The sequence below is a fragment of the Roseibium sp. HPY-6 genome (assembly GCF_040530035.1).
Taxonomy (GTDB): Bacteria; Pseudomonadota; Alphaproteobacteria; order Rhizobiales; family Stappiaceae; genus Roseibium.
The window spans coordinates 557,743-577,586 of the sequence record NZ_JBEWCD010000002.1 but is presented as its reverse complement, the minus strand read 5'-3'; the positions used below and the strand labels follow the sequence as shown (position 1 = coordinate 577,586).

The 19,844-nt window shown below is 56.7% G+C and carries 15 protein-coding genes; 8 read left to right on the top strand and 7 right to left on the bottom strand.

Features of this window, described 5'->3' with window-relative positions; genetic code table 11:
* Positions 1-34 precede the first annotated feature (34 nt).
* Entirely contained in the window at positions 35-1,582 is a 1,548-nt protein-coding gene (locus ABVF61_RS14065; protein WP_353994177.1) for a trimethylamine methyltransferase family protein, read from the bottom strand.
* Between the two features lie 757 nt (positions 1,583-2,339).
* On the opposite strand from ABVF61_RS14065, the gene ABVF61_RS14060 reads away from it, so the two are divergent.
* From ABVF61_RS14060 to ABVF61_RS14045, 4 genes are all read left to right on the top strand, one after another.
* Positions 2,340-3,950: an ABC transporter substrate-binding protein gene (locus ABVF61_RS14060; RefSeq protein WP_353994176.1), complete on the top strand. Its 1,611-nt coding sequence runs from the start codon at positions 2,340-2,342 to the stop codon at positions 3,948-3,950.
* Positions 3,951-4,131: 181 nt separating this feature from the next.
* Positions 4,132-5,088, top strand: a complete 957-nt coding sequence (locus tag ABVF61_RS14055; RefSeq protein ID WP_299475931.1) for an ABC transporter permease — start codon at positions 4,132-4,134, stop codon at positions 5,086-5,088.
* Between the two features lie 10 nt (positions 5,089-5,098).
* Positions 5,099-6,163 carry an ABC transporter permease gene (locus ABVF61_RS14050; protein ID WP_353994175.1) on the top strand — a complete coding sequence of 355 codons (1,065 nt, stop codon included), beginning with the start codon at positions 5,099-5,101 and terminating at the stop codon, positions 6,161-6,163.
* Between the two features lie 2 nt (positions 6,164-6,165).
* The gene (locus ABVF61_RS14045; RefSeq protein WP_353994174.1) at positions 6,166-7,818 is read left to right on the top strand and encodes an ABC transporter ATP-binding protein; all 1,653 of its coding nucleotides are present in this window, start codon (positions 6,166-6,168) and stop codon (positions 7,816-7,818) included.
* A 74-nt stretch (positions 7,819-7,892) separates the two neighbouring features.
* Here ABVF61_RS14045 and ABVF61_RS14040 read toward each other — a convergent pair whose 3' ends face one another.
* Together ABVF61_RS14040 and ABVF61_RS14035 are read right to left on the bottom strand one after the other, a co-directional pair.
* Entirely contained in the window at positions 7,893-8,015 is a 123-nt protein-coding gene (locus tag ABVF61_RS14040) for a hypothetical protein (protein ID WP_299475938.1), read from the bottom strand.
* Positions 8,016-8,584: 569 nt separating this feature from the next.
* A complete protein-coding gene (locus ABVF61_RS14035; RefSeq protein WP_353994173.1) occupies positions 8,585-10,216 on the bottom strand; it encodes a right-handed parallel beta-helix repeat-containing protein in 1,632 nt (543 codons plus the stop codon).
* Positions 10,217-10,626: 410 nt separating this feature from the next.
* Here ABVF61_RS14035 and ABVF61_RS14030 point away from each other — a divergent pair, with 410 nt between their 5' ends.
* Positions 10,627-11,166: a hypothetical protein gene (locus tag ABVF61_RS14030; protein WP_353994172.1), complete on the top strand. Its 540-nt coding sequence runs from the start codon at positions 10,627-10,629 to the stop codon at positions 11,164-11,166.
* 5 nt (positions 11,167-11,171) lie between these two features.
* On the opposite strand, the gene ABVF61_RS14025 is transcribed toward ABVF61_RS14030, so the two are convergent.
* From ABVF61_RS14025 to panC, 3 genes are all read right to left on the bottom strand, one after another.
* Entirely contained in the window at positions 11,172-12,257 is a 1,086-nt protein-coding gene (locus ABVF61_RS14025) for a bifunctional transcriptional activator/DNA repair enzyme AdaA (protein ID WP_353994171.1), read from the bottom strand.
* A 72-nt stretch (positions 12,258-12,329) separates the two neighbouring features.
* Positions 12,330-13,139 carry a 3-methyl-2-oxobutanoate hydroxymethyltransferase gene (gene panB / locus ABVF61_RS14020; protein ID WP_353994170.1) on the bottom strand — a complete coding sequence of 270 codons (810 nt, stop codon included), beginning with the start codon at positions 13,137-13,139 and terminating at the stop codon, positions 12,330-12,332.
* Positions 13,140-13,156: 17 nt separating this feature from the next.
* On the bottom strand, positions 13,157-14,008 hold the full coding sequence (gene panC, locus ABVF61_RS14015) for a pantoate--beta-alanine ligase (protein WP_353994169.1): 852 nt from the start codon (positions 14,006-14,008) through the stop codon (positions 13,157-13,159).
* A gap of 282 nt (positions 14,009-14,290) precedes the next feature.
* Here panC and ABVF61_RS14010 point away from each other — a divergent pair, with 282 nt between their 5' ends.
* Both ABVF61_RS14010 and ABVF61_RS14005 read left to right on the top strand, forming a co-directional pair.
* On the top strand, positions 14,291-15,307 hold the full coding sequence (locus ABVF61_RS14010) for a TAXI family TRAP transporter solute-binding subunit (RefSeq protein ID WP_353994168.1): 1,017 nt from the start codon (positions 14,291-14,293) through the stop codon (positions 15,305-15,307).
* Positions 15,308-15,390: 83 nt separating this feature from the next.
* Positions 15,391-17,520 (top strand): TRAP transporter permease, encoded by a 2,130-nt coding sequence (locus tag ABVF61_RS14005; protein WP_353994167.1) that lies wholly within the window; start codon positions 15,391-15,393, stop codon positions 17,518-17,520.
* 18 nt (positions 17,521-17,538) lie between these two features.
* On the opposite strand, the gene ABVF61_RS14000 is transcribed toward ABVF61_RS14005, so the two are convergent.
* Positions 17,539-18,273, bottom strand: coding sequence for a winged helix-turn-helix transcriptional regulator (locus ABVF61_RS14000; RefSeq protein WP_353994166.1), 735 nt, complete (start codon positions 18,271-18,273; stop codon positions 17,539-17,541).
* 164 nt (positions 18,274-18,437) lie between these two features.
* Here ABVF61_RS14000 and ABVF61_RS13995 point away from each other — a divergent pair, with 164 nt between their 5' ends.
* Entirely contained in the window at positions 18,438-19,829 is a 1,392-nt protein-coding gene (locus ABVF61_RS13995) for an FAD-binding oxidoreductase (protein WP_353994165.1), read from the top strand.
* The last annotated feature ends 15 nt before the right edge of the window (positions 19,830-19,844 follow it).

Below are 19,844 nucleotides of genomic sequence, written 5' to 3'. Positions count from 1 at the left end.
TGAAGGGACACCCGGCCCCTTCCCCGTTCACGTATCAATAGTCCTGATTCAGGGCATCTTCCGCCGGAATTTCGCGTTCCCGGCGGGCGATGTAGTCGAGCAGCGCCTCGTTTTTCGCTTCGTCCAGCTTGGGCTCCTGATATTCGGACAACAGCTTGCGTGCCTGTTTCAGGGCGCGTTCGGTGATTTCCACCTCTCCTTCCGCCTTCCATTGTTCGATGGAGTTGTTGTCGAACATGTCCGGCATGAAGAAGGCCCGCTGGAAATTCTCCTGCGTATGGGGATGCCCGAGATAGTGACCGCCCGGCCCGACGTCGCGCACCGCTGCAAGCGCTTCGTCGAAATCATCCCATCGAGGCCCTTCGGCCATGCGGTACACCATTGCAGTTTGTTCGGCGTCGACGATGAACTTGGCAACCGAGCAATGCATGCCCGCTTCGTTCCATCCGGCCGTGTGCCAGACGTAATTGGCACCCGCATGGATGACTGCATTCAAGGTGGTTGCGCTTTCATAACCCGCCTGCGCGTCGAAGGTCTTGGCTCCCCCAAGCGAGCCGGAGGTGCGCCACGGCACGTCATAATACCTGGCCAGCTGGCCGATGATAAAATTCATCAGGCTGATTTCCGGCGTTCCGGCCATCGGAGCACCGGACTTCATGGAAACCGTCGACAGATAGTGCCCGTAGATTGCAGGCGCTCCCTTGCGGATTACCTGCGTATAGGCCAGTGCGCTCAGCGCTTCCGCATTGAGCTGGGCGACCGCAGGCACGACCGATGCCGGCGTGTTGGCGCCGCCAAGCACGAAGGGCGAGCACAGCACCGGCTGATTTCGCTTCGAGAACGCCCGCATGGCACCGAGCATTGTCTCGTCCCAGACAAGCGGTGAGTTGCCATTGCAGTTTCCCGTCGTGACAGGGTGGTCTTCCAGATAGTCCTCGCCGAACAGGATCGCGCACATGTCCATGACGTCTTCCGCATTCTTCGGGCTGGTCGTCATGCCCATGAATGTCTTGTCAGAGTGTTTCATCGACGAATAGGTGATGCGCAGGTGGCGATGGCTGATGGGGTGGTCATAGGGCTCCACAATGTGGTGTGCACTGGAATGGATCGCCGGAAGCATGTGGCTCAATTTGTGAAACATCGCCAGATCATCCAGCGTCGGATTGCGCCTTTCGTCGTCGAGATCCCTGAGGAACGGCGCACCCGTCATGGGAACGAACATGGAGCGGTTTCCACCAAGCGGAATGTTCTTGGACGGGTCCCGGGCGTGATAGGTGAAACTGGACGGGATAGTGCTGATCAGTTCGCGCACATGCCCCCGGTCCAGATAGACGCGTTCGCCATTGACCTTCGCCCCGGCCGTCTTCCAGTCGTTCAGCGCGATCGGGTCGCGAAAGATGATACCGACCTCTTCAAGGATCGACATGGACGCATCGTCGAGTTTTCGGATCTGGTCGCCGTCAAGTGGCTCGCATAGCGGAAGGTTCCGGGTAAGCCCCGGAAGCATGGCATGGTCTGGAGCGGTTCGAATGGCTCTGCGGCCGGCACGGCCACCGCTGCGACTGCGAGCTGCAACACTCATCAAAGTCTCCGAAATCTGATCTGCATTGGTTTCAGAGTGCGCAATTGCCCGGGATGCCGCGTGCCAGAATCCGAACGTGGTACGCATTTTCCGACATTTCATTCAATTTCGATAAGCTTGCCTGGCGATGTGAACACCCTAGAGCTGCGTCCTTATGGAAAATGGCATCACAACCGATCGCTGATCGAAAAAGGTCCTGCCGGATCATAGCGATATCGGCGATACAATCAGATTTTCCGGGGTTGCTGAACTTTGAACGTGACGCTTTGACGGCCTGCCCACGACATCGTGATTGCGATGCAGCAGTCATGTTTTAACGTCTGAAGCGTGCCGTTTCCGAAATCTATTTCACGTTCCGGACCGAATACGCGCGGAACCTTTGCGAATTTCATTCAATCCGCATCAAAAGCTTATCGAGTTAAAATTGAAAAAGTTAAAAAAAGTTAATTTCGGGTGCATTGCCAGATGTCGGCTAAGTATTCAATAATATTGTCTGGCTTGTGCACGCACAGTTGTCACATCGCTGCCCAGAAGTGAAGCAACTGGTCAATTTCTGTGCTGCAACGCAGAAAAACCGGGTTAATCAAAATCAAAAACCCGAAGAAAGAATTTTATCAAAAGGGTAGCGGAATCGGCATTGTTCGTGTTTTGCTGATTAAATGTCGCATATGAGCTTTGCAAATACCGGAAATATGCTGAAGCTGCATGTGGGAAATTGGACGACAAAAGTCAGGCAACGATCCTGAAGGGGAGAACGATGACAAAATCAAAAAATCCAGAGTTGCTAAATAACCTTGAGAAGGCGGCCCGCAGCGGCGGCATCTCAAAACGCGAGTTCCTGCATTACTCGATGCTTGCAGGTGTAACAGCGTCGACAGCGACAGGACTTTGGACGTCACAGGCAAAGGCACAACCCAAGCGCGGCGGCACTTTCCGCTATGGCGTGCATGACGGCAACACCAGTGACAGCCATGATCCCGGCACCTACCAGAGTGTCTACTCCATTCAGCTTGCGCACACGCACCGCAGCTATCTCACAGAAATCACGGAAGAAAATGGCCTTGGCCCTGACATGGCCGTCGGCTGGGAAGCGAGCCCGGACGCCAAGACCTGGACGTTCGAGCTGAACACGGATGCAACCTTCCACGACGGGCGCAAGTTCACGGCAAACGATGCCGTCGCATCTTTGAATTTCCACCGCGGTGAAAAGTCGACTTCGGCCGCCAAGGCGCTCCTCGACAGCGTGGTTGATATCAAGGCCGACGGCGACACGCATATCGTGATCGAACTCGATCAGGGATTTGCAGACCTGCCGTGGATCCTGACCGACTACCACCTCGTCATGCTTCCGGCAAAAGACGATGGATCGGTGGACTGGGAAAGCGGCGTCGGCGCGGGCCCGTACAAGATCGAGCAGAACGAGTTCGGCATTGGCACCTCGCTCGTCCGCCACGACGGCTGGCATCGTGAAGGAGCCTGGTTCGACCGTATCGACATGACCGCTCTCAATGACCCGAACGCGCGTCAGACCGCCCTGGTGACCGGCGATGTCGATGCTATTTCGTCTGTCGACCTGAAAACGATGGCGCTTCTGCAACGCCATCCTGACGTCGAGCTAGACAACATCCCATCCGGTTCGGCGATCACGTTGCCGATGTTCTGCGATGTCGCACCGTTCGACAATGTCGATGTCCGCATGGCGCTCAAGCTGGCGATCGACCGTGAGGAGATCGTTGAAAAGATCGTCTTCGGCACCGGCATCCCTGGCAACGACTTCCACGTGTCGCCGAACATGCCTTACTTCCCGGCGGATATTCCGCAGCGGACATATGATCCGGAAAAGGCAAAATGGCATCTGAAGCAGGCCGGCATGGAAAACCTTTCCGTCAGTCTGTCAGCAGCCGATAGCGTGTTGCCGGGTGCGGTCGACATGATCGTGCTCTATTCCGAGCAGGCCAAGAAAGCGGGCATCGACATCAAACCGGTGCGCGAAGCGAACGACGGCTACTGGTCGGATGTCTGGCTCAAGAAGCCCTGGGTCTTCGTCAAGTGGGGCGCACGCCCGACACCGGACAATATGTTCACGCTCGCCTACAAAGACGATGCAGCCTGGAACGAAGCACACTGGAAGAACCCGCGCTTCAACGAACTGCTTCTTCAGGCGAAAGCGGAGCTCGACGAAACCAAGCGCGCAGAAATGTACCACGAGATGTGCATGCTCGCCCGCGACGACGGGGGCACCGTCATCCCGATGTTCGTCAACTTTGTCTACGCACGCCGCAAGAACGTCAAACACGGCCCAAGCGTCTCTGCGTCCTGGGAGACCGATGGCGCACGCGGAACCCATCGTTGGTGGTTCGAAGGCTGATTTTCAATACTCGCGGCGGGCATTGCCCGCCGCACTCGCATCGGAACGGCCTCTCTTCTAAGGTCGTTTCTCACTAGACTGTCGGGTATTTCTAAAGACAAATTCAGGACCTGTTCTGGGTCCGCACCCGACACAAATCCGGTCAATTGGGGTACCGGGCGTCTTTATTCTGGAGGGACAAATGGGGGACATCCTACAGCTGGTCCTTAAGAGACTTGGCTTAGGTGTGGTCACACTTCTGGTGATCTCAATCCTGATTTTCTTCGCGGTCGAATTACTGCCGGGCGACATTGCCCAAGCCGTTTTGGGGCAGGCCGCTACACCTGAAACTGTTGCAGCGCTGCGCGAAAAAATGGGGCTCGATCAGCCTGCCATACTGCGCTACTTCCAATGGCTCGGAGGTGCCCTGACCGGCGACTTCGGCGTATCCCTGATCTCCGGTGAACGGGTCACCGAAGCCATCAGCGGCCGTTTTATAAACACGCTGTTCCTGGCCTGCTACGCCGCCGTTATTGCCGTACCGATTTCGATCATTCTAGGCGTCATCGTCGCACTGCTGCGCAATACGCTGTTTGACCGCGTGGCAAACGTCGTGACGCTGACATCGATCAGCTCTCCAGAATTCTTCCTCGGCTATATCCTGATCCTCTACCTGGCTGTGAAGACCAACTACTTCCCGGCGATCGCGAGCCTGAGCACAGACATGAGCTTCGGCGAACTGCTCCACAGGACGTTCCTGCCGGCGCTAACGCTGGTTCTGGTCGTGACCGCTCACATGATGCGCATGACACGTGCCGCGATCATCAACCTCCTGGCCTCGCCCTATATCGAAATGGCACGATTGAAAGGTGTGCCGCCGTGGAAAGTTATCGTCAAACATGCGCTTCCCAACGCCTGGGCACCGATCATCAACGTTGTTGCCCTGAACCTTGCCTACCTGATAACAGGCGTGGTTCTTGTTGAGGTTGTCTTCGTTTACCCGGGTATCGGCCAGCTTCTTGTCGATGCCGTCTCGAAGCGTGACTTCCCGATCGTTCAGGCGTGCTGTCTCATCTTCGCTGCGACCTTCATCCTGCTGAACCTTGCAGCCGATGTCGGATCCATCTTGACCAACCCGCGTTTGCGGCATCCGAAGTGAGGGCAGCGACATGAATTCATTCGTCATTGGATATTATGCGCTGCTGATCGGGGCTTCGTGCCTGGCAGCCTACTTCAAGCAACGGCAGATCTTTCTGCTGATCTTCTCGCTGACGCTCATTTCCTTCGTCACAGGGATCGTCGGCGGTGTGCCCGCGTTGCGCTTCATCACAATCGCCGCCGGACTGCTTGCGCTTGCCGCAGGCGTTTCCTACGCTTTCCGCGAGTTCCTGATCATCATCGTACCAGATGGTGTGGCAAAGGAACTCAGGACTGCGCCGCTTACGGCGGCGTTCGGCATGTTCGTGATCTTCACCTACGCCATTGCCGGGATCTTTGCGCCGGTCATCGCGCCATTCGGCGAAGCTGAGGTGATCTCTTCAGCCTTTGCACCTGCGGACGAAAACATGTTGCTCGGAGCAGATCAGCTCGGCCGCGACATGTTCAGCCGGATCATCTACGGCGCTCGCAACACGGTCGGCCTCGCCCTCGTGGCAACCAGCCTGGCGTTCATCGCCGGCGCTCTCGCAGGGCTTCTGGCTGCGACGAAGGGTGGCTGGTTCGACCAGTTCATGGGGCGGCTCGCGGACGTGATCATGTCGATCCCGTCTCTGATCTTCGCACTGCTGATCCTGAGTATCTTCGGAACCAGTCTCATTGTGATTGTCATCGTGGTCGCGTTGATCTATTCGCCACGCGTTTTCCGTCTGACGCGGGCCGTTGCCGGCAACGTTGTCGTCATGGACTACATCGAAGCCGCAAAGCTCCGCGGTGAAGGCACCTGGTATCTTATCCGAAAGGAAATCCTGCCGAACTCAACCGCTCCGCTTGTCGCGGAATTCGGACTGGAGTTCTGCTTCGTGTTCCTGCTGATTGCCGGTCTTTCCTTCCTCGGTCTCGGCATCCAGCCTCCAACGGCGGACTGGGGATCGATGGTGCGCGAGAACGCAACGCTGATTTCGTTCGGTGAACTTACGCCGCTTATCCCGGCCGCTGCGATTGCTCTGCTGACGGTTGCGGTGAACTTCGTTGTCGACTGGATGCTGTTCCGGTCCTCCGGCCTTAAGGAGGTTTGAGCATGGTCCCTAAAAAAGATGTGCTTCTGCAAGTCAAAGACCTTCGGATCGAAGGGTATTCCGACGAAAAATGGATCGAGATCGTCCATGGCGTCGACCTCACCCTTCACAAGGGTGAGGTCCTCGGCCTGATCGGGGAATCAGGAGCCGGCAAATCGACGATCGGCCTGGCCTCGATGGGGTTCGCGAGAGACGGCTGCCGGATTTCCGGCGGTTCGATCGAGTTCGACGGCATGGAGCTGACGACGACCCCCGAGAGCGACCTGCGCGCCCTGCGCGGGTCACGGATCGCCTACGTCGCTCAGTCGGCCGCTGCCTCCTTTAATCCGGCACACAGGATCATCGATCAGCATACGGAAGCTCCAATCCAGTATCGCATCCAAAAGCGTGTCGAAGCGCAAGAAGATGCGATGGAACTTTACCACCGTCTCCGTCTGCCAAATCCGGACGAGATCGGCTTCCGCTACCCGCACCAGGTCTCGGGTGGTCAGCTTCAACGCGCTATGACGGCAATGGCAATGGCGTGCCGTCCAGATCTCATCATCTTCGATGAGCCGACGACGGCTCTGGACGTGACGACCCAGATCGAGGTTCTCGCTGCGATCAGGGACATCGTCGACCAGTTCAACACGGCTGCCATCTACATCACCCATGACCTGGCGGTCGTTGCGCAGATGGCCGACACGATCAAGGTGCTTCTGAAAGGCGAAGAGGTCGAAGAAGCGCCGACGGAACAAATGCTAGATGCCCCGAGCGAAGACTACACCAAAAGCCTTTGGGCCGTCCGAAGCTTCAAGCGTCCGCAAAAGAACCGGCCTGCGGGCGTAGACTCCATCCCGATCGTCTCCGTCAAGGGCGTCGATGCAGCCTATGGCAAGATCCAGGTACTCAACGACGTGTCGTTTGACATCTATCCGGGTATGACGGTTGCCGTCGTGGGAGAGTCCGGCTCGGGCAAATCCACGACGGCACGCTGCATCACCGGATTGCTGCCGCCGACCAAGGGTGAGATCCTCTACAATGGCCAGGTATTGCCGCCGAGGTACCAGGATCGCTCCAAGGATCAGCTTCGCCAGGCGCAGATGATTTACCAGATGGCGGATACGGCGCTTAATCCGAAAATCCGGATCAGCGAAATCATTGGCCGCCCGGCCCAGTTCTACGGTGGCCTGCACGGTGCCGCGCTCAAGAACCGGGTCGATGAACTTCTCGATCTGATCGAACTGGATCCGGCAAAGTTCTACAACCGGTATCCGCCGGAGCTATCCGGTGGGCAGAAGCAACGTATCGGGATTGCGCGTGCACTTGCTGCGGAACCGTCCTTCATCATCTGCGACGAGGTGACAAGTGCTCTTGATCAGCTGGTCGCGGAAGGCATTCTGAAGCTGCTCGACAAACTTCAGGAAGACCTGAACCTGGCCTATATGTTCATTACGCATGACTTGGCGACGGTCCGCTCGATCGCCGATGAAGTTGTGGTTATGCAAAAAGGCAAGGTGGTTGAACAGGGGCCAAAGGACAAGATGTTCACCCCGCCGCATCACCCGTACACGGATCTGCTGTTGTCGTCGGTTCCGGAGATGGACCCGAATTGGCTGACAACGCTGCTTGAGGAACGTGGCACCGATTCGATTGGTGAAGCAGCCAACGTCTAAGCAGACAAAACAAAAACCCCGGGACGAAAATCCCGGGGTTTTTGCTGTTCTAAAAACTGTAATTCTTGGCGATGTCAGCCGACCATAAGATAGCCGGACAGAGCCATTACGCCAACAATCAAACCATAGACACCCACCAGACCCTGCCAGGATCCGCTGTGCTCTTTGTATTCACGGATGAGATCATCACGTGTCATGCCGACCTCCTTTTGTCCGGACACTGTCCGAAATGATGGCGTTTCAACTTACGCGGACACTTAAGGGAGAGAGATTAATAATTCAATGATCTAATACTAAGAATCGTACTTCATTTTTTGCATAGCTGCGCCGCGAGTTATGAAAAAATAGACCGGTTTTAAAATCAAATTGACCGGCACACGAACCTGCCAAACAATTTCAGCAGGTATTCCAATTAGTTACGGCAAAGAACACTTCCCAAAACCGCAATCCGCTTCGCCCGAGACGCCCGATTTTGCTGCGGAAAAAAATGCACAGGGTGCGTAAATTTTTTCCAACTTTTGATCGGAAAACTCTGCAAATCGCAACCGTTTCCAGGGTCTCCGGCAACTCTTGAAAAGCATTTTGGAATAACCGCCGAATGATCACGTAGAAATGGACAAAAGCCCCCTCGCCACAAGGCCATTGACCATGAGTCGAAAGTCTCGTGACCGGCTGCGCTCAGATCCACTCGTATCGGACACATGGCCCTTTCGACAAGCCCCATGGCCTTATCTTGAAATTGTACTCAAAAGCAGTTGCACCGGCATCAGGCGATATTGATCGGTGCAGGGTATTCCCAGTCGCGAACGAACAGGGGATCTCGCAGTGAAAAGAGATCGTTTTCCTGCCAGGCGCCTACGCGTATCGCCGGCTCACCCGAGCCAAAATTGTAAATTTCGTCGCCATCGAGCAATTTGAAGGTGACCCGCGCAGCATCGATCGCGTTTTCGAGTTTCAAACCATCAGGATGGCCATGGCGAGGGTGCCTGAATTGAGGGACGGTACCGGATGACCTCGGACCGATTGGGTATCCTGCCGACTTTAGCTCAAGTGGAAAGGACGGATGACCGACCATGTCATTGTCGACGGTGATATTCAATTCGTCCCAGGCCTTTGTGAATCGGCGCTTTTCCAGTTTTTTGATTTCCGCCCAATCTGCAGCCGGATCGTGCCGTGTTTGCCAGCCGGGACCGAAGGGATTGATCTTGTCGATCGAAAAGTCTTCCGCGTTCTCGTTGTAGCCAATGACATTGTTCAGGTGATGAAAATTTCGAATGCGCATTTTCTTGAACATCGGATTGCGCACGAACCATGTGTTGTGCACCACATAATGCGGACCGACCGCTTCGTGCTTTGAACCGAACTTAAACAAGCGCCCTGTGGACGGGTCGTCTTCATCGGGTCCTGGACGATCCCTGCTCCAACCGAGGTTCCCGTAGATGTAAAAATACCCGGATCGCTCCGGTTCAATGGAAAACGGCGCGTAACAGTCAATGAACTTGTTCTTCCTGACCGTCCAGTTGACCGCGTAACCTTCCGGTTCAACGGCATTGTCACGAATTCGGACAAACCAGTTGTCACTGATCAGCACGTTCCGCGCATAACGCTCCTGCAGGTCCTTTGACGTCTGATTGTAGAAATGAATGCCGTTAAAGGCGTCCATGATGCAGTTGTCGCGCAGAATAACGTAGCCGGCGATTGTCCAGGCCCGAAAGAAATCGCCATCATAGGCGCGCGCGTCGTCTTCCTGAACGAATTGACCGGTGGTGCTGAAGTCCGCATGGATCTTGTTCCAGTGCGTTTGACGCCACAGATGACAGGTGTCGATGTCGGGCTTGTCGTCCAACTCGCGCGTTTCGCGAATGGCACGCACCTGGGCATCGCCATGGCAGCTGACGTCCTGTATCCAGTCGCACCCCTCGATCAGGAGGTGCCTGGTGTCACCGCCTGTTGCGCCAATTGCAAAGGTCCCCCCTCGAAAATGGACGCCCCTGATCGTGATGTGCTGACAGTTTTCTATATAGATTGCGGTCGGCCAGCAGTTCTCAAACGTCAGGTGCTCAAGCACAATCCATTGACAGTTGCGCAGGATCATTTGCGCATTGTCAGCCATGAAATAGAGGCCCGGGAAATTTCCGCCTGCCTCGTGAAGACGCGCCAGCCTGTTGGCCCGGACTTTAAAGTCTTCATAAGAAAGATCTGTTCCGAATACCGTCGGCGACCGCAACGCGAGGTTCTGTTCCGGGTCGGGATCGACCGGCGCCTGGCCGCGAATATAAACCGGCTTGTCGCGTGTCCCGCTAACGTCACTGACGACAACCGGATCGGCATACGTTTCTGCGTCCAGATGTAAAATGTCTCCGACTTTCAATTGCCTGACAGCTGCGTGAATATCCATAAATCAATGCCTCCAAAAACAGGAAGACGCAGCGGCTTTGTATCAAACAACCGCCCACCCGCCTTGAGAGCATTAAATTCGACACCACAACCATTTACAACCAACATTCGAAACTGCGAGCTTGAATAAAATTGCCTGCTCTCAGCAGTCAAATACAAAATTTACTCCGAATTTGACCGAATCAATCCTGTCGACCTATTCACCTGAAAATGTGATTACAGTCACGGACATACAAATTTACGCAACGTAGGATATGACGACAGAACAATATTTAAAGTGAATCATTTTTTTATTTCGATTCAATTGGATAGCAAGGCAACTCCATGATTTAACAGAAGGAATATTTAATGATTACGATATCATCACCTTCAATGTGCCTAAATGATTCCCGAGCAGCCGTAACGTATCGGATGGACGTCACCGAAACTGTTCGCCCGGAAGCAACCCAGCGTGACATTGTCGATCGCGTGGTGGCTGCCGCAGGAACCGTGAGCGGCGGACGGATCAAGAACCTGATTTTGAACGCGCATGGCTGGCCCGCCTGGTTTCAGCTAGGAACCGGCTTGAGCTCCAGCACCATGGCACCCTGGTCAGATGTGAGCGGCAAGGTCTTCAAGATCTGGTTTCGAGGGTGCCTTGTTGCCAGGATCGCAGGCGCGCATGCAGACCGACATGAGGACGGGTCCACATTGCGCGCGCTCGGAGTAACGAGCGGCAACGGACACGCATTTGTCCGCGCCTTTGCGCGCCTGACGCGTTGCTATGTCGTTGCTCCAACCGAACTGCAGGTCAGTCGTCAGCGGACCTATCCGCATGGTCAGATGAACACTTACGAAGGTCTTGTGCTCTCATATGATCCTGAAGGGACAATCACCTGGCGACGGCGTTACCCAAGCGTCTACGGGTTCGATCCGGACACACGAAGAGCAACAGCGCCAAACGATGAATGACGTGTTCACTCAGCCTTTTGCCGCTCATTCTGAGTTTCGGCAGCGCAGTAAATCTGTTCCACTTCGATCAGACGCTGTTTGCGCCATAACCCGCCGCCATAGCCGGTTAACGACCCATCCGCACCGAGGACCCTGTGGCAAGGCACGACAATCGCAAGCTGATTGGCACCATTGGCGCGGGCTACCGCGCGAACGGCTTCCGGCTTGTCGAGCTCCTTTGCGAGCTCGGAATAGCTTCGGGTCCTGCCCGCCGGTATTTTTAAGAGTTCACGCCAAACGTCCTTGGTAAACGGAGTGCCGTGCAGAGCGAGCCTGGTTTCAAACCGTCCAGACTCGCCGGCAAAAAAAGCATTCAATTCCTGCTGGATCTGGTCCGTGACGCCTGTCCGTCCGAATCCGATCCGGCCTTTCGCAAAGCTCTGAAGTTTCTTGAATTCGGCAGGAAGCGCTCGTCGATCAAGAAACTCAAGCAAATGCAGATGCGTTTTGTCCGTCACCGCTATCAATGGGCCGAGTGGCGAAGACACCCAGTCTGCGAACAGCAACGGGTCCTGGGAGAATGTTCCTGGTGCCTGACCTACTATTTTGGCAAAGGCATCGCGGAAGGCGCTTGAAGATTCAAACCCGGCCGTGATTTGGGCATCAATTACCTTTCCGCCTTCCGCGAGCGTGGAAAATCCTTCCTGCAGGCGACGCTGGCGCGCCATCTCCAGAAATGTCATGCCAAAATGCCGCTTGAAGGCACGGCGAACCGTGGACAAGTCCAACCCCATCCGCACAACGTCCGGCTCACCCCAGCGATATCCGGGGCGCTTTTCAAGCGCTTCGATCAAGGTGGCGACGACCGGGTCTGCGCTGGCCTCCGGCGCCGTTGGGCGGCAACGTTTGCAGGGGCGGAACCCGGCATCGATGCACGCTGCAACGGTTTCATGGAAGGTGCAATTTTCCCGCTTCGGTTTGCGGGCCGGACATGTCAGACGGCAGAAAATTCCGGTAGAAGCCACACAAACGAACATGCGCCCGTCATAGGATGCATCGCGGTTGAGAAGCGCTTCATAAAGCGTGTCGAAATCAGGTGGGATCATCAGCATGGGCTGAGACTAGTCCGCCAAGCACCAATATGCAGCCGGAAATCGGGCGTCTCTTTCAGGTTATTATGCAAGTCAGCGATAGACCTGCTCTTCAGCCGGAAATGTGCGGTCTTTGACCTCATCCGCATAAGCTTTGACAGCTGCTTCAATCTGGCCTCCGAGGTCGCCGTAAACCTTGACGAATTTGGGCGGCGCCGGGTTGAGGCCAAGCATGTCCTCCAATACCAGGATCTGGCCGTCGCACTCCGCCGATGCGCCAATACCAATGGTCGGTATCGGGATTTCCTTGGTAATCTGCGCCGCGAGGGGCTCAACCATTCCCTCCAGGACAACAGCAAACGCACCGGCCTCGGTTATCGCCCGTGCATCTTCAAAGTGTTGATCCCAGTCATCCTCATGCCGTCCTTGCGTCTTGAACCCACCCATGACATGCACCGACTGCGGCGTGAGTCCGATATGCGCCATTACCGGAATTCCGCGTTCGCTCAGGAAACGAATGGTTTCGGCCATTCGGACACCGCCCTCAAGCTTGACCGCACCGCACTGCGTTTCCTTCATGACCCGCGCTGCATTGCGGAAGGCAACGGACGGGCTTTCCTCGTAAGTCCCAAAGGGCATATCGACCACGACGAGCGCGCGTTTGGTGCCGCGCACCACCGCCTTGCCATGCATGATCATCAGATCGAGCGAAACACCGACAGTGGATTCCATGCCGTGCATCACCATGCCAAGGCTGTCACCGACCAGAATGAAGTCGGCATATTTGTCGACAATGGCCGCTGTGTGCGCGTGATACGAGGTCAGAGAAACAATCGGATCGCCGCCCTTGCGCTTCGCAATCTGGGGTGCGGTCAGCCGGCGGACAGGTTTTTGCACGCTCATGGGGCGTATCCTTCGGGTCAGTTTTGCGGCGCGATTACGCGCTGATCTATCAGGAGAACGGTTCCAAAGCGAACAGCGAGCAGAACCACGGAGGAACGATCGAGTGGTCCCGAACACTCAGCCAGTGTTTCGGCGTCCCGGATATCGACGCTTTTCACCTCCGCTGAAGGCGCTTCCGTGAGGCAGCTTCTCAACGCGGTTTCGATCTCTTGGACCGTGGCTCCTGACGCAGCCAGCGTCTCCGCCCTGCCGAGTGCAAGGTTCAAAACCACCGCTTCGGCCCTTTGGTCAGGGGACAGCCGCACATTGCGCGACGACATGGCCAAACCGTCGGCTTCGCGAACAGTCGGATGAGCGATAATTTCCAGCGGCATATCAAGATCACGCACCATCTGTCGGATCAGTGTCAGCTGCTGATAGTCCTTCTCTCCGAAGACGGCAAAATCCGGCGTGACGATATTGAACAGTTTGGTCACGACCGTTGAAACACCGCGAAAGTGACCCGGGCGAAGCGCTCCCTGGAGGATACCGGACAAGCTCGGAACCTCGACGTGGGTGTCGCCAGCTGTTGTGTACATTTCCTCAACGCTCGGCAGAAACACCGCATGGACACCTTCGGCAGCAAGGAGATCAAGGTCCCTTTTTTCGTCGCGCGGATAGGATGAAAGGTCTTCGCCGGGTCCGAATTGTGTCGGGTTGACGAAGATACTTGCAACGGCCCGGTCCGCCCTTTGCGCCGCGGTACGGACCAGCGAAAGATGACCTTCATGCAGGTAGCCCATCGTCGGCACCAGAGAGACCGTTTCACCCGTCCGTTTCCAGGATTGAACGGTTTTGCGCATCTCCGCCTTTGTTCGGCAGATTATCATTTTGTCCTCCCAGGCCCCCGGTTCCCGCCAAGGACGCCCTTATTTCGCAGGTGCAACATATTCGGTGTGCCGGGGAAGGTCCAGTAGCCTGTCAGGAGGGCACTTCCATCCTGCTCAGCGCACCGGAAATGTGCCCTTTCCAAAATGTTATCGGCACTTCTTCTTGATTCCCTGCGCTTGCGCCCGATGTCTTCTCACAAAGAAATGAAAAATCGCTGGACATGCGAGTGGAACACCCGACGCGAACATGATGTTCGCTGCATTTATCTGAGGAGGAATTCAATGGCTTCGAACAGCGCAACAGATTTATTGAACCTTTTCTCGAAGAACGCGCCTGCAACAATCGCTGCACTGCTGACATTCGGCTTGATGGCGCCCGCGGCCGTCGCTGAAGACCGCAGTGACTGGCCGTCGAGCTTTTCCGTCGGAACGGCAAGCCAAGGTGGAACGTACTTCGTATACGGCTCAGGCTGGACCAACATGGTTGCCGACGAACTCGGTATTCCAGGTGGCGCAGAAGTTACGGCCGGACCGGTTCAAAATGCGGCCCTCGTCCAGACGGGCGACCTTGATTTCGGCATGGTCACGATGGGTCCCGCGTTTGATGCGATCAACGGCGAGAGCGCTTTGGCACCCGGTCTGAAGCACGACAATATCCGGGCTATCTTCCCGATGTATAAAACCGCCTTTCACGTGATGACGCTGAAAAGCTCCGGGATCGAAAGCCTCGACGACATACCCGATGGTGCAACGATCGGCTTTGGCCCGGTTGGCGGCACGCCCGGAACATACTGGCCCCGTTTCTTTGAGACCTTGGGCAAAAACGTCGAAGCACAACATGGCGGCGCCGCCGATCTTGCCGGACAGTTGCAGGACGGCCTGATCGATGTCTACACCTGGGCAGCCGGCATACCGTTCCCGGCATTCTCGCAGGTGGAAGCACAGGCAGACGTCAATTTCTTCGGCATGACGGACGAACAGGCCAAGCAGATCGCCGAGGAACATCCTGTTTCGCTCTTCACGATCCCCTCGGGTACTTATCCGTCCCAATCGGAAGATCATGCAAGTGTTTCCATGTGGAACTTTGCGATCGCACGTGCGGACCTGCCCGAAGACTTCGTCTATGCGGTTGTCGACACTGTCATGAGCAACAATCCGAAGATGCTCGACATTCACAAGGCGGCGATCGAAACGCTTCCGGAAAACTTCGACAAGAACGCCTTCATCCCCTGGCACCCCGGCGCCGTGCGGTGGTTCAAGGAAAACGGATTCGAGATCGATCCGGCTCTCGGGGGCTAGTAATCTAAGCCTGACTGTTGCCAAAATGGGCCCCGGGCTGTCGCTGACAGCTCGGGGCGATCCCTGTCTTTGAGAGCATTGTCATGTCCGAACCCACAGGCCCGATTTCCGCAGATGTCGATCAGGGCAGCCCCAACGGCCTTCGCGGATGGCAGGGGTTGGCATTCGGTTTCCTATGCGTCTTTTACGCGGCTTGGCATCTTTACAGCTTGAACATTGCCCCGCTTGAAACGTGGCTCTTTCGCATTCTGCACATCGCAGGAGCGCTGGTCCTCGGCTTCGGACTGACAGGCATCCTTCTTGTTGGCGGCGATAAGCGCTGGCGGAATGACCGGCTTGAGCTTGTCATCGCACTAGTTGCTGCAATTCCCGTTCTGTATGCGTCCGGCCTGGTGGCATACGGCCTCTCTCAATACTGGACGACCGGCACGGTCGAAAACCCGGACGCCGTCTTTGCGAATTTCGGGATCACGCTTGCCGGCGGAACACTGCTTGCGATCGTTTCGGGCTGGTTCCTGCGTGGCAAGGAAGGCTCTGTCGCGCCAACCGACTGGGTGCTCCTGATTGCAAGCCTTGCGTCAACGGGTTTTATCGTTCTGAGCCTTGATGCGCTGAACCTGAGACTGCGTGCCGGAACACCTTTTGCCGACCCGCAAAATGCCTGGGCGGCTTTTGTTGCCGTCGCGCTCATGCTCGAACTGACACGGCGCGTTGCCGGCCTTGCTCTCGTCGTCATTGCGTTGGTGTTCGTGGGCTACTCCTTTCTGGGGCCATGGCTTCCCGGATTTCTCGAACATCGCGGCTATGATGCCAAGCGCTTCTTCAGCTACATTTTTACCGACAACGGTATTCTTGGGCCCACAACCGCAGTTTCGTCGACCTACATCATCCTGTTCATCATTTTCGCTGCATTTCTGCAAAGCTCGAAGGTTGGCGACTATTTCGTCAATCTCGCCTTTGCAACGGCGGGCCGTGCCCGCGGCGGGCCTGCCAAGGTCGCCGTTTTCGCCTCCGGTCTGATGGGCATGATCAACGGCACCTCTGCCGGAAACGTCGTCTCGACAGGCTCGCTCACGATCCCGCTGATGAAACGTGTCGGCTATCAACCGCAATCTGCAGGCGCGATAGAGGCTGCTGCGTCCACCGGCGGGCAGATCATGCCGCCGATCATGGGCGCCGGTGCGTTCATCATGGCCGAAATCACCGGCATCCCCTACACCGAACTCGTTGTCGCAGCGCTGATCCCCGCGGTGCTTTACTTCGTGTCGATCTACTTCATGGTCGACTTTGAGGCACGCCGGCTTGGCATGCGCGGCATGACCAACGAGGAAGTGCCGAAGTTCCGGAACCTGGCGAAACAGGCGTTCCTGTTCCTGCCCATCGTCATTCTGGTCGGTTCGCTCTTTCTGGGGTACTCGGTCATCCGGGCAGGGACACTTGCCATTGCCTCGGCCGCGGTGGTGAGCTGGCTGACCCCGTTTCGCATGGGAATTCGAGAGATCATCGAAGCGCTGCGCAACGCGTCCCAGATGTCGATCCAGATCATCACGGTCTGCGCGACCGCCGGGATCATTGTCGGCGTGATTTCCCTGACCGGTGTCGGCGCGCGGTTCTCGTCTCTGCTGTTTGAGCTCGCCGAAACCAGCAAGTTGCTTGCACTCATTTTCGCGATGATCATTTCGATCATTCTGGGAATGGGCATGCCGACAACAGCAGCCTACGCGGTCGCAGCGTCCGTCGTCGCGCCCGGCCTGATCGAACTCGGCATTGCCCCGCTCGTTGCACATTTTTTCGTGTTCTACTTCGCGGTCGTCTCGGCGATCACACCGCCGGTCGCACTTGCCGCCTATGCGGGCGCTGCCATCGCGGGGTCGGAGCCAATGCGCACCTCTGTGACCGCCTTCCGGGTCGGCCTTGCCGCCTTCATTGTCCCATACATGTTCTTTTACAGCCCCGGTCTGCTGCTGGAAGCAAGCTGGCTGGAGATCATCCGCAACGCGGTAACGGCAATCATCGGCGTCTATCTCCTGTCGGGCGCTGTTCAGGCTTATCTCATGGGACCGCTTGCCCCAATCTGGCGGGTTCTGCTCCTGGCAGCAGCGCTGTGCATGATCTCTGGTGACTGGCGCACGGACATTGTCGGTATTCTTCTTGGAGCAGGTATCTGGCTCAAGTCGCGGAGCGATACCCGATCCGTCTCGAAGGCAGCATAGCAAGCCCGTCCTTGGCCGCTAACCTGCCTTTGCGATATCGTCTGTGCAGTCGATTTCCGCTTCGGCGCCGGTCTGTCTCGGAAACTGTGCCAGAGCGCTCAGCATCAGCCACTCCGGCAGGGCCCTGCGATATTTTTCCTGTCCCACAACGTTCAGGTGGCCGTTGGCGATTTCGCTGCGCAAGTCCCGCATACCTCTCCAGGATTCCACGAAACGGCGGATATCCGAACTGATCGTGAGGTCCACTTCAAGCCCAGGGTATTTCAGGCACATATCGACATTTCCGTCTTCGACAACGAGCCAGAAACGGCTGAAACCCTTGTGCGTTCCTGAGAAGGCAAATTCCATCACGATCCGCTGTTCGGGCATGGCGTCGACATTCAGTCTGGTGTGCATGCTCCACGCCAGGAAAGCGGGATCGAGATCCTCCGTTTCCATGTCGCGGGACCACTTCTGGCCCCAGACCGCCAGGTTCATGATGATGGGATCCAGATCGCGCCCGGCCTCCGTCAGCTCATAGGAGAAACCGCGTCCGTTATCGAGTGCGCGGCGTGAAATCAATCCGGCATGTTCCAGGCTCGACAATCGCTGGCTCAGCAAAGTCGCAGAGATCTTGGGCACACCACGATGAATTTCGTTGAAGCGCGTACAGCCATCAATCACGCGGCTGATGACCAGCAAGGTCCAGCGTTCGCAGAGAACTTCCGCCGCCAAGGCAAGCGGGCAGTACTGTCCATACCCTTTATAAGGCATCCGGCACTCCTCAGGCTCAAGAGCGATTGAGGAAAGAGTACGGCGGCCCCGGAAATCGAACAACTCCGGAATCTGTAGTTACTGCATATTCGTGAGTTTTTTGGTTTCAAAATTCGCGTCACGCTGACAGCCAAGATGACAACCAGCAAACAGCGGGCCGTGAGATGACAGACACTCTCCAGAGCTTCCTTGCAACGCGTCTTGGTGCGAATACCGTGTTCCCGGGGAACCCCGAATTCGACGACAGACGACTGGTCTGGAACGGCTATATCGACCGCAAACCGGTCGCCGTCGTGAAGGTCAAAGATGTTACCGATGTCAGCGAAGCGGTCCGGACAGCCGCCGGGCGCGGGCTGAATGTGTGCGTCAAGGGCGGAGGCCACAACATAGCCGGGTCAGCGGTCGCCGACGGTGCCCTGATGATCGACATGTCGGCATTGGACCAAGTCCGGATCGATGCGGTCAACCGGGTTGCTCAGGTGGGCGGCGGGGCCACCTGGGCGCAATTCGATGCCACCGCACAAGCAGAGGGACTGGCGGCTCCCGGTGGCGTCGTCTCCTCAACCGGCGTTGCCGGGTTGACGCTTGGAGGCGGTTTCGGGTGGCTCGCACGGCTGCATGGGCTGGCAGCCGACAACCTGTTGTCCGCCACACTCGTTCTGGCAGACGGTACCCTTGCGAGCTGCTCGGCCGATGAACACGCCGATCTTTTTTGGGCTGTCCGGGGTGGCAGCGGAAATTTTGGCGTCGTGACCGAGTTCACGTTCAAGCTGCACCCGGTCGGACCGGAGGTCCTTTTCGGCCCGACATTTTTCGACCTGCAGGATGCGCGCACTGTCCTGAACGCTTACGCAGAGCATGCACCATCGCTGCCGCGCGAGGCCTGCGTCTGGGCCAACCTGATGACAGCGCCGCCGGCTCCCGTCCTGCCTGAAGAGAGACACGGGACGACGGTCCTGACCCTGATGCAATCCTACGCCGAGGCGCCGGAAGCAGGATACTCTGTCCTGAAATCCCTCTATGGCGGCGTGGAACCCCTTGGAAATGCGCTGACACCGCGTGCCTATACAGAAGCTCAGAGCTTTCTCGACCCGGCCTACGCAGCCGGTGCACGGAACTACTGGCGGACACATAATCATCACGCGCTTACGCCGGAATTGATCGACACCCTGATCGAGTTGGCTCAAACCTTGCCGACACCCGAATCTGAGATCCTGATATGCCAGCTCGGCGGAGCTGTTGCCGATGTCGGTGCCGATGCAACTGCTTTTCCCCATCGTCAAATTCCGTTCATGTCGACACCGGGCGCACGCTGGCACGACCCGGCAAACGATGAGGCCATGGTCGCCTGGCTGACATCTGTGTCCGATCGCATCTCAAGCCATGCCGTTCCCGGGTCTTACGTGAATTTCATAGCCGAGAGCGATGGGCAAGCATTGTCCGCCTATCAAGGCAATCTCAAACGGCTGGCAGCGATCAAACGCAAATACGATCCGCATAACCTCTTCAGATTTAACCAGAACATTGCCCCCGCCCGTGCCGCCGAGATCGCATAGGCACGCGCCATCCCT

Excerpts from the sequence above, each read along its gene's own strand:
- ABVF61_RS14040 (WP_299475938.1), bottom strand. The coding sequence starts at position 8,015 with ATGACACGTGATGATCTCATCCGTGAATACAAAGAGCACAGCGGATCC.
- ABVF61_RS14050 (WP_353994175.1), top strand. The coding sequence starts at position 5,099 with ATGAATTCATTCGTCATTGGATATTATGCGCTGCTGATCGGGGCTTCG.
- ABVF61_RS14045 (WP_353994174.1), top strand. The coding sequence starts at position 6,166 with ATGGTCCCTAAAAAAGATGTGCTTCTGCAAGTCAAAGACCTTCGGATC.
- ABVF61_RS14060 (WP_353994176.1), top strand. The coding sequence starts at position 2,340 with ATGACAAAATCAAAAAATCCAGAGTTGCTAAATAACCTTGAGAAGGCG.
- ABVF61_RS14000 (WP_353994166.1), bottom strand. The coding sequence starts at position 18,273 with ATGCCTTATAAAGGGTATGGACAGTACTGCCCGCTTGCCTTGGCGGCG.
- ABVF61_RS14030 (WP_353994172.1), top strand. The coding sequence starts at position 10,627 with ATGGACGTCACCGAAACTGTTCGCCCGGAAGCAACCCAGCGTGACATT.
- ABVF61_RS13995 (WP_353994165.1), top strand. The coding sequence starts at position 18,438 with ATGACAGACACTCTCCAGAGCTTCCTTGCAACGCGTCTTGGTGCGAAT.
- ABVF61_RS14025 (WP_353994171.1), bottom strand. The coding sequence starts at position 12,257 with ATGCTGATGATCCCACCTGATTTCGACACGCTTTATGAAGCGCTTCTC.
- ABVF61_RS14010 (WP_353994168.1), top strand. The coding sequence starts at position 14,291 with ATGGCTTCGAACAGCGCAACAGATTTATTGAACCTTTTCTCGAAGAAC.
- ABVF61_RS14065 (WP_353994177.1), bottom strand. The coding sequence starts at position 1,582 with ATGAGTGTTGCAGCTCGCAGTCGCAGCGGTGGCCGTGCCGGCCGCAGA.
- panC (WP_353994169.1), bottom strand. The coding sequence starts at position 14,008 with ATGATAATCTGCCGAACAAAGGCGGAGATGCGCAAAACCGTTCAATCC.
- panB (WP_353994170.1), bottom strand. The coding sequence starts at position 13,139 with ATGAGCGTGCAAAAACCTGTCCGCCGGCTGACCGCACCCCAGATTGCG.
- ABVF61_RS14055 (WP_299475931.1), top strand. The coding sequence starts at position 4,132 with ATGGGGGACATCCTACAGCTGGTCCTTAAGAGACTTGGCTTAGGTGTG.
- ABVF61_RS14035 (WP_353994173.1), bottom strand. The coding sequence starts at position 10,216 with ATGGATATTCACGCAGCTGTCAGGCAATTGAAAGTCGGAGACATTTTA.
- ABVF61_RS14005 (WP_353994167.1), top strand. The coding sequence starts at position 15,391 with ATGTCCGAACCCACAGGCCCGATTTCCGCAGATGTCGATCAGGGCAGC.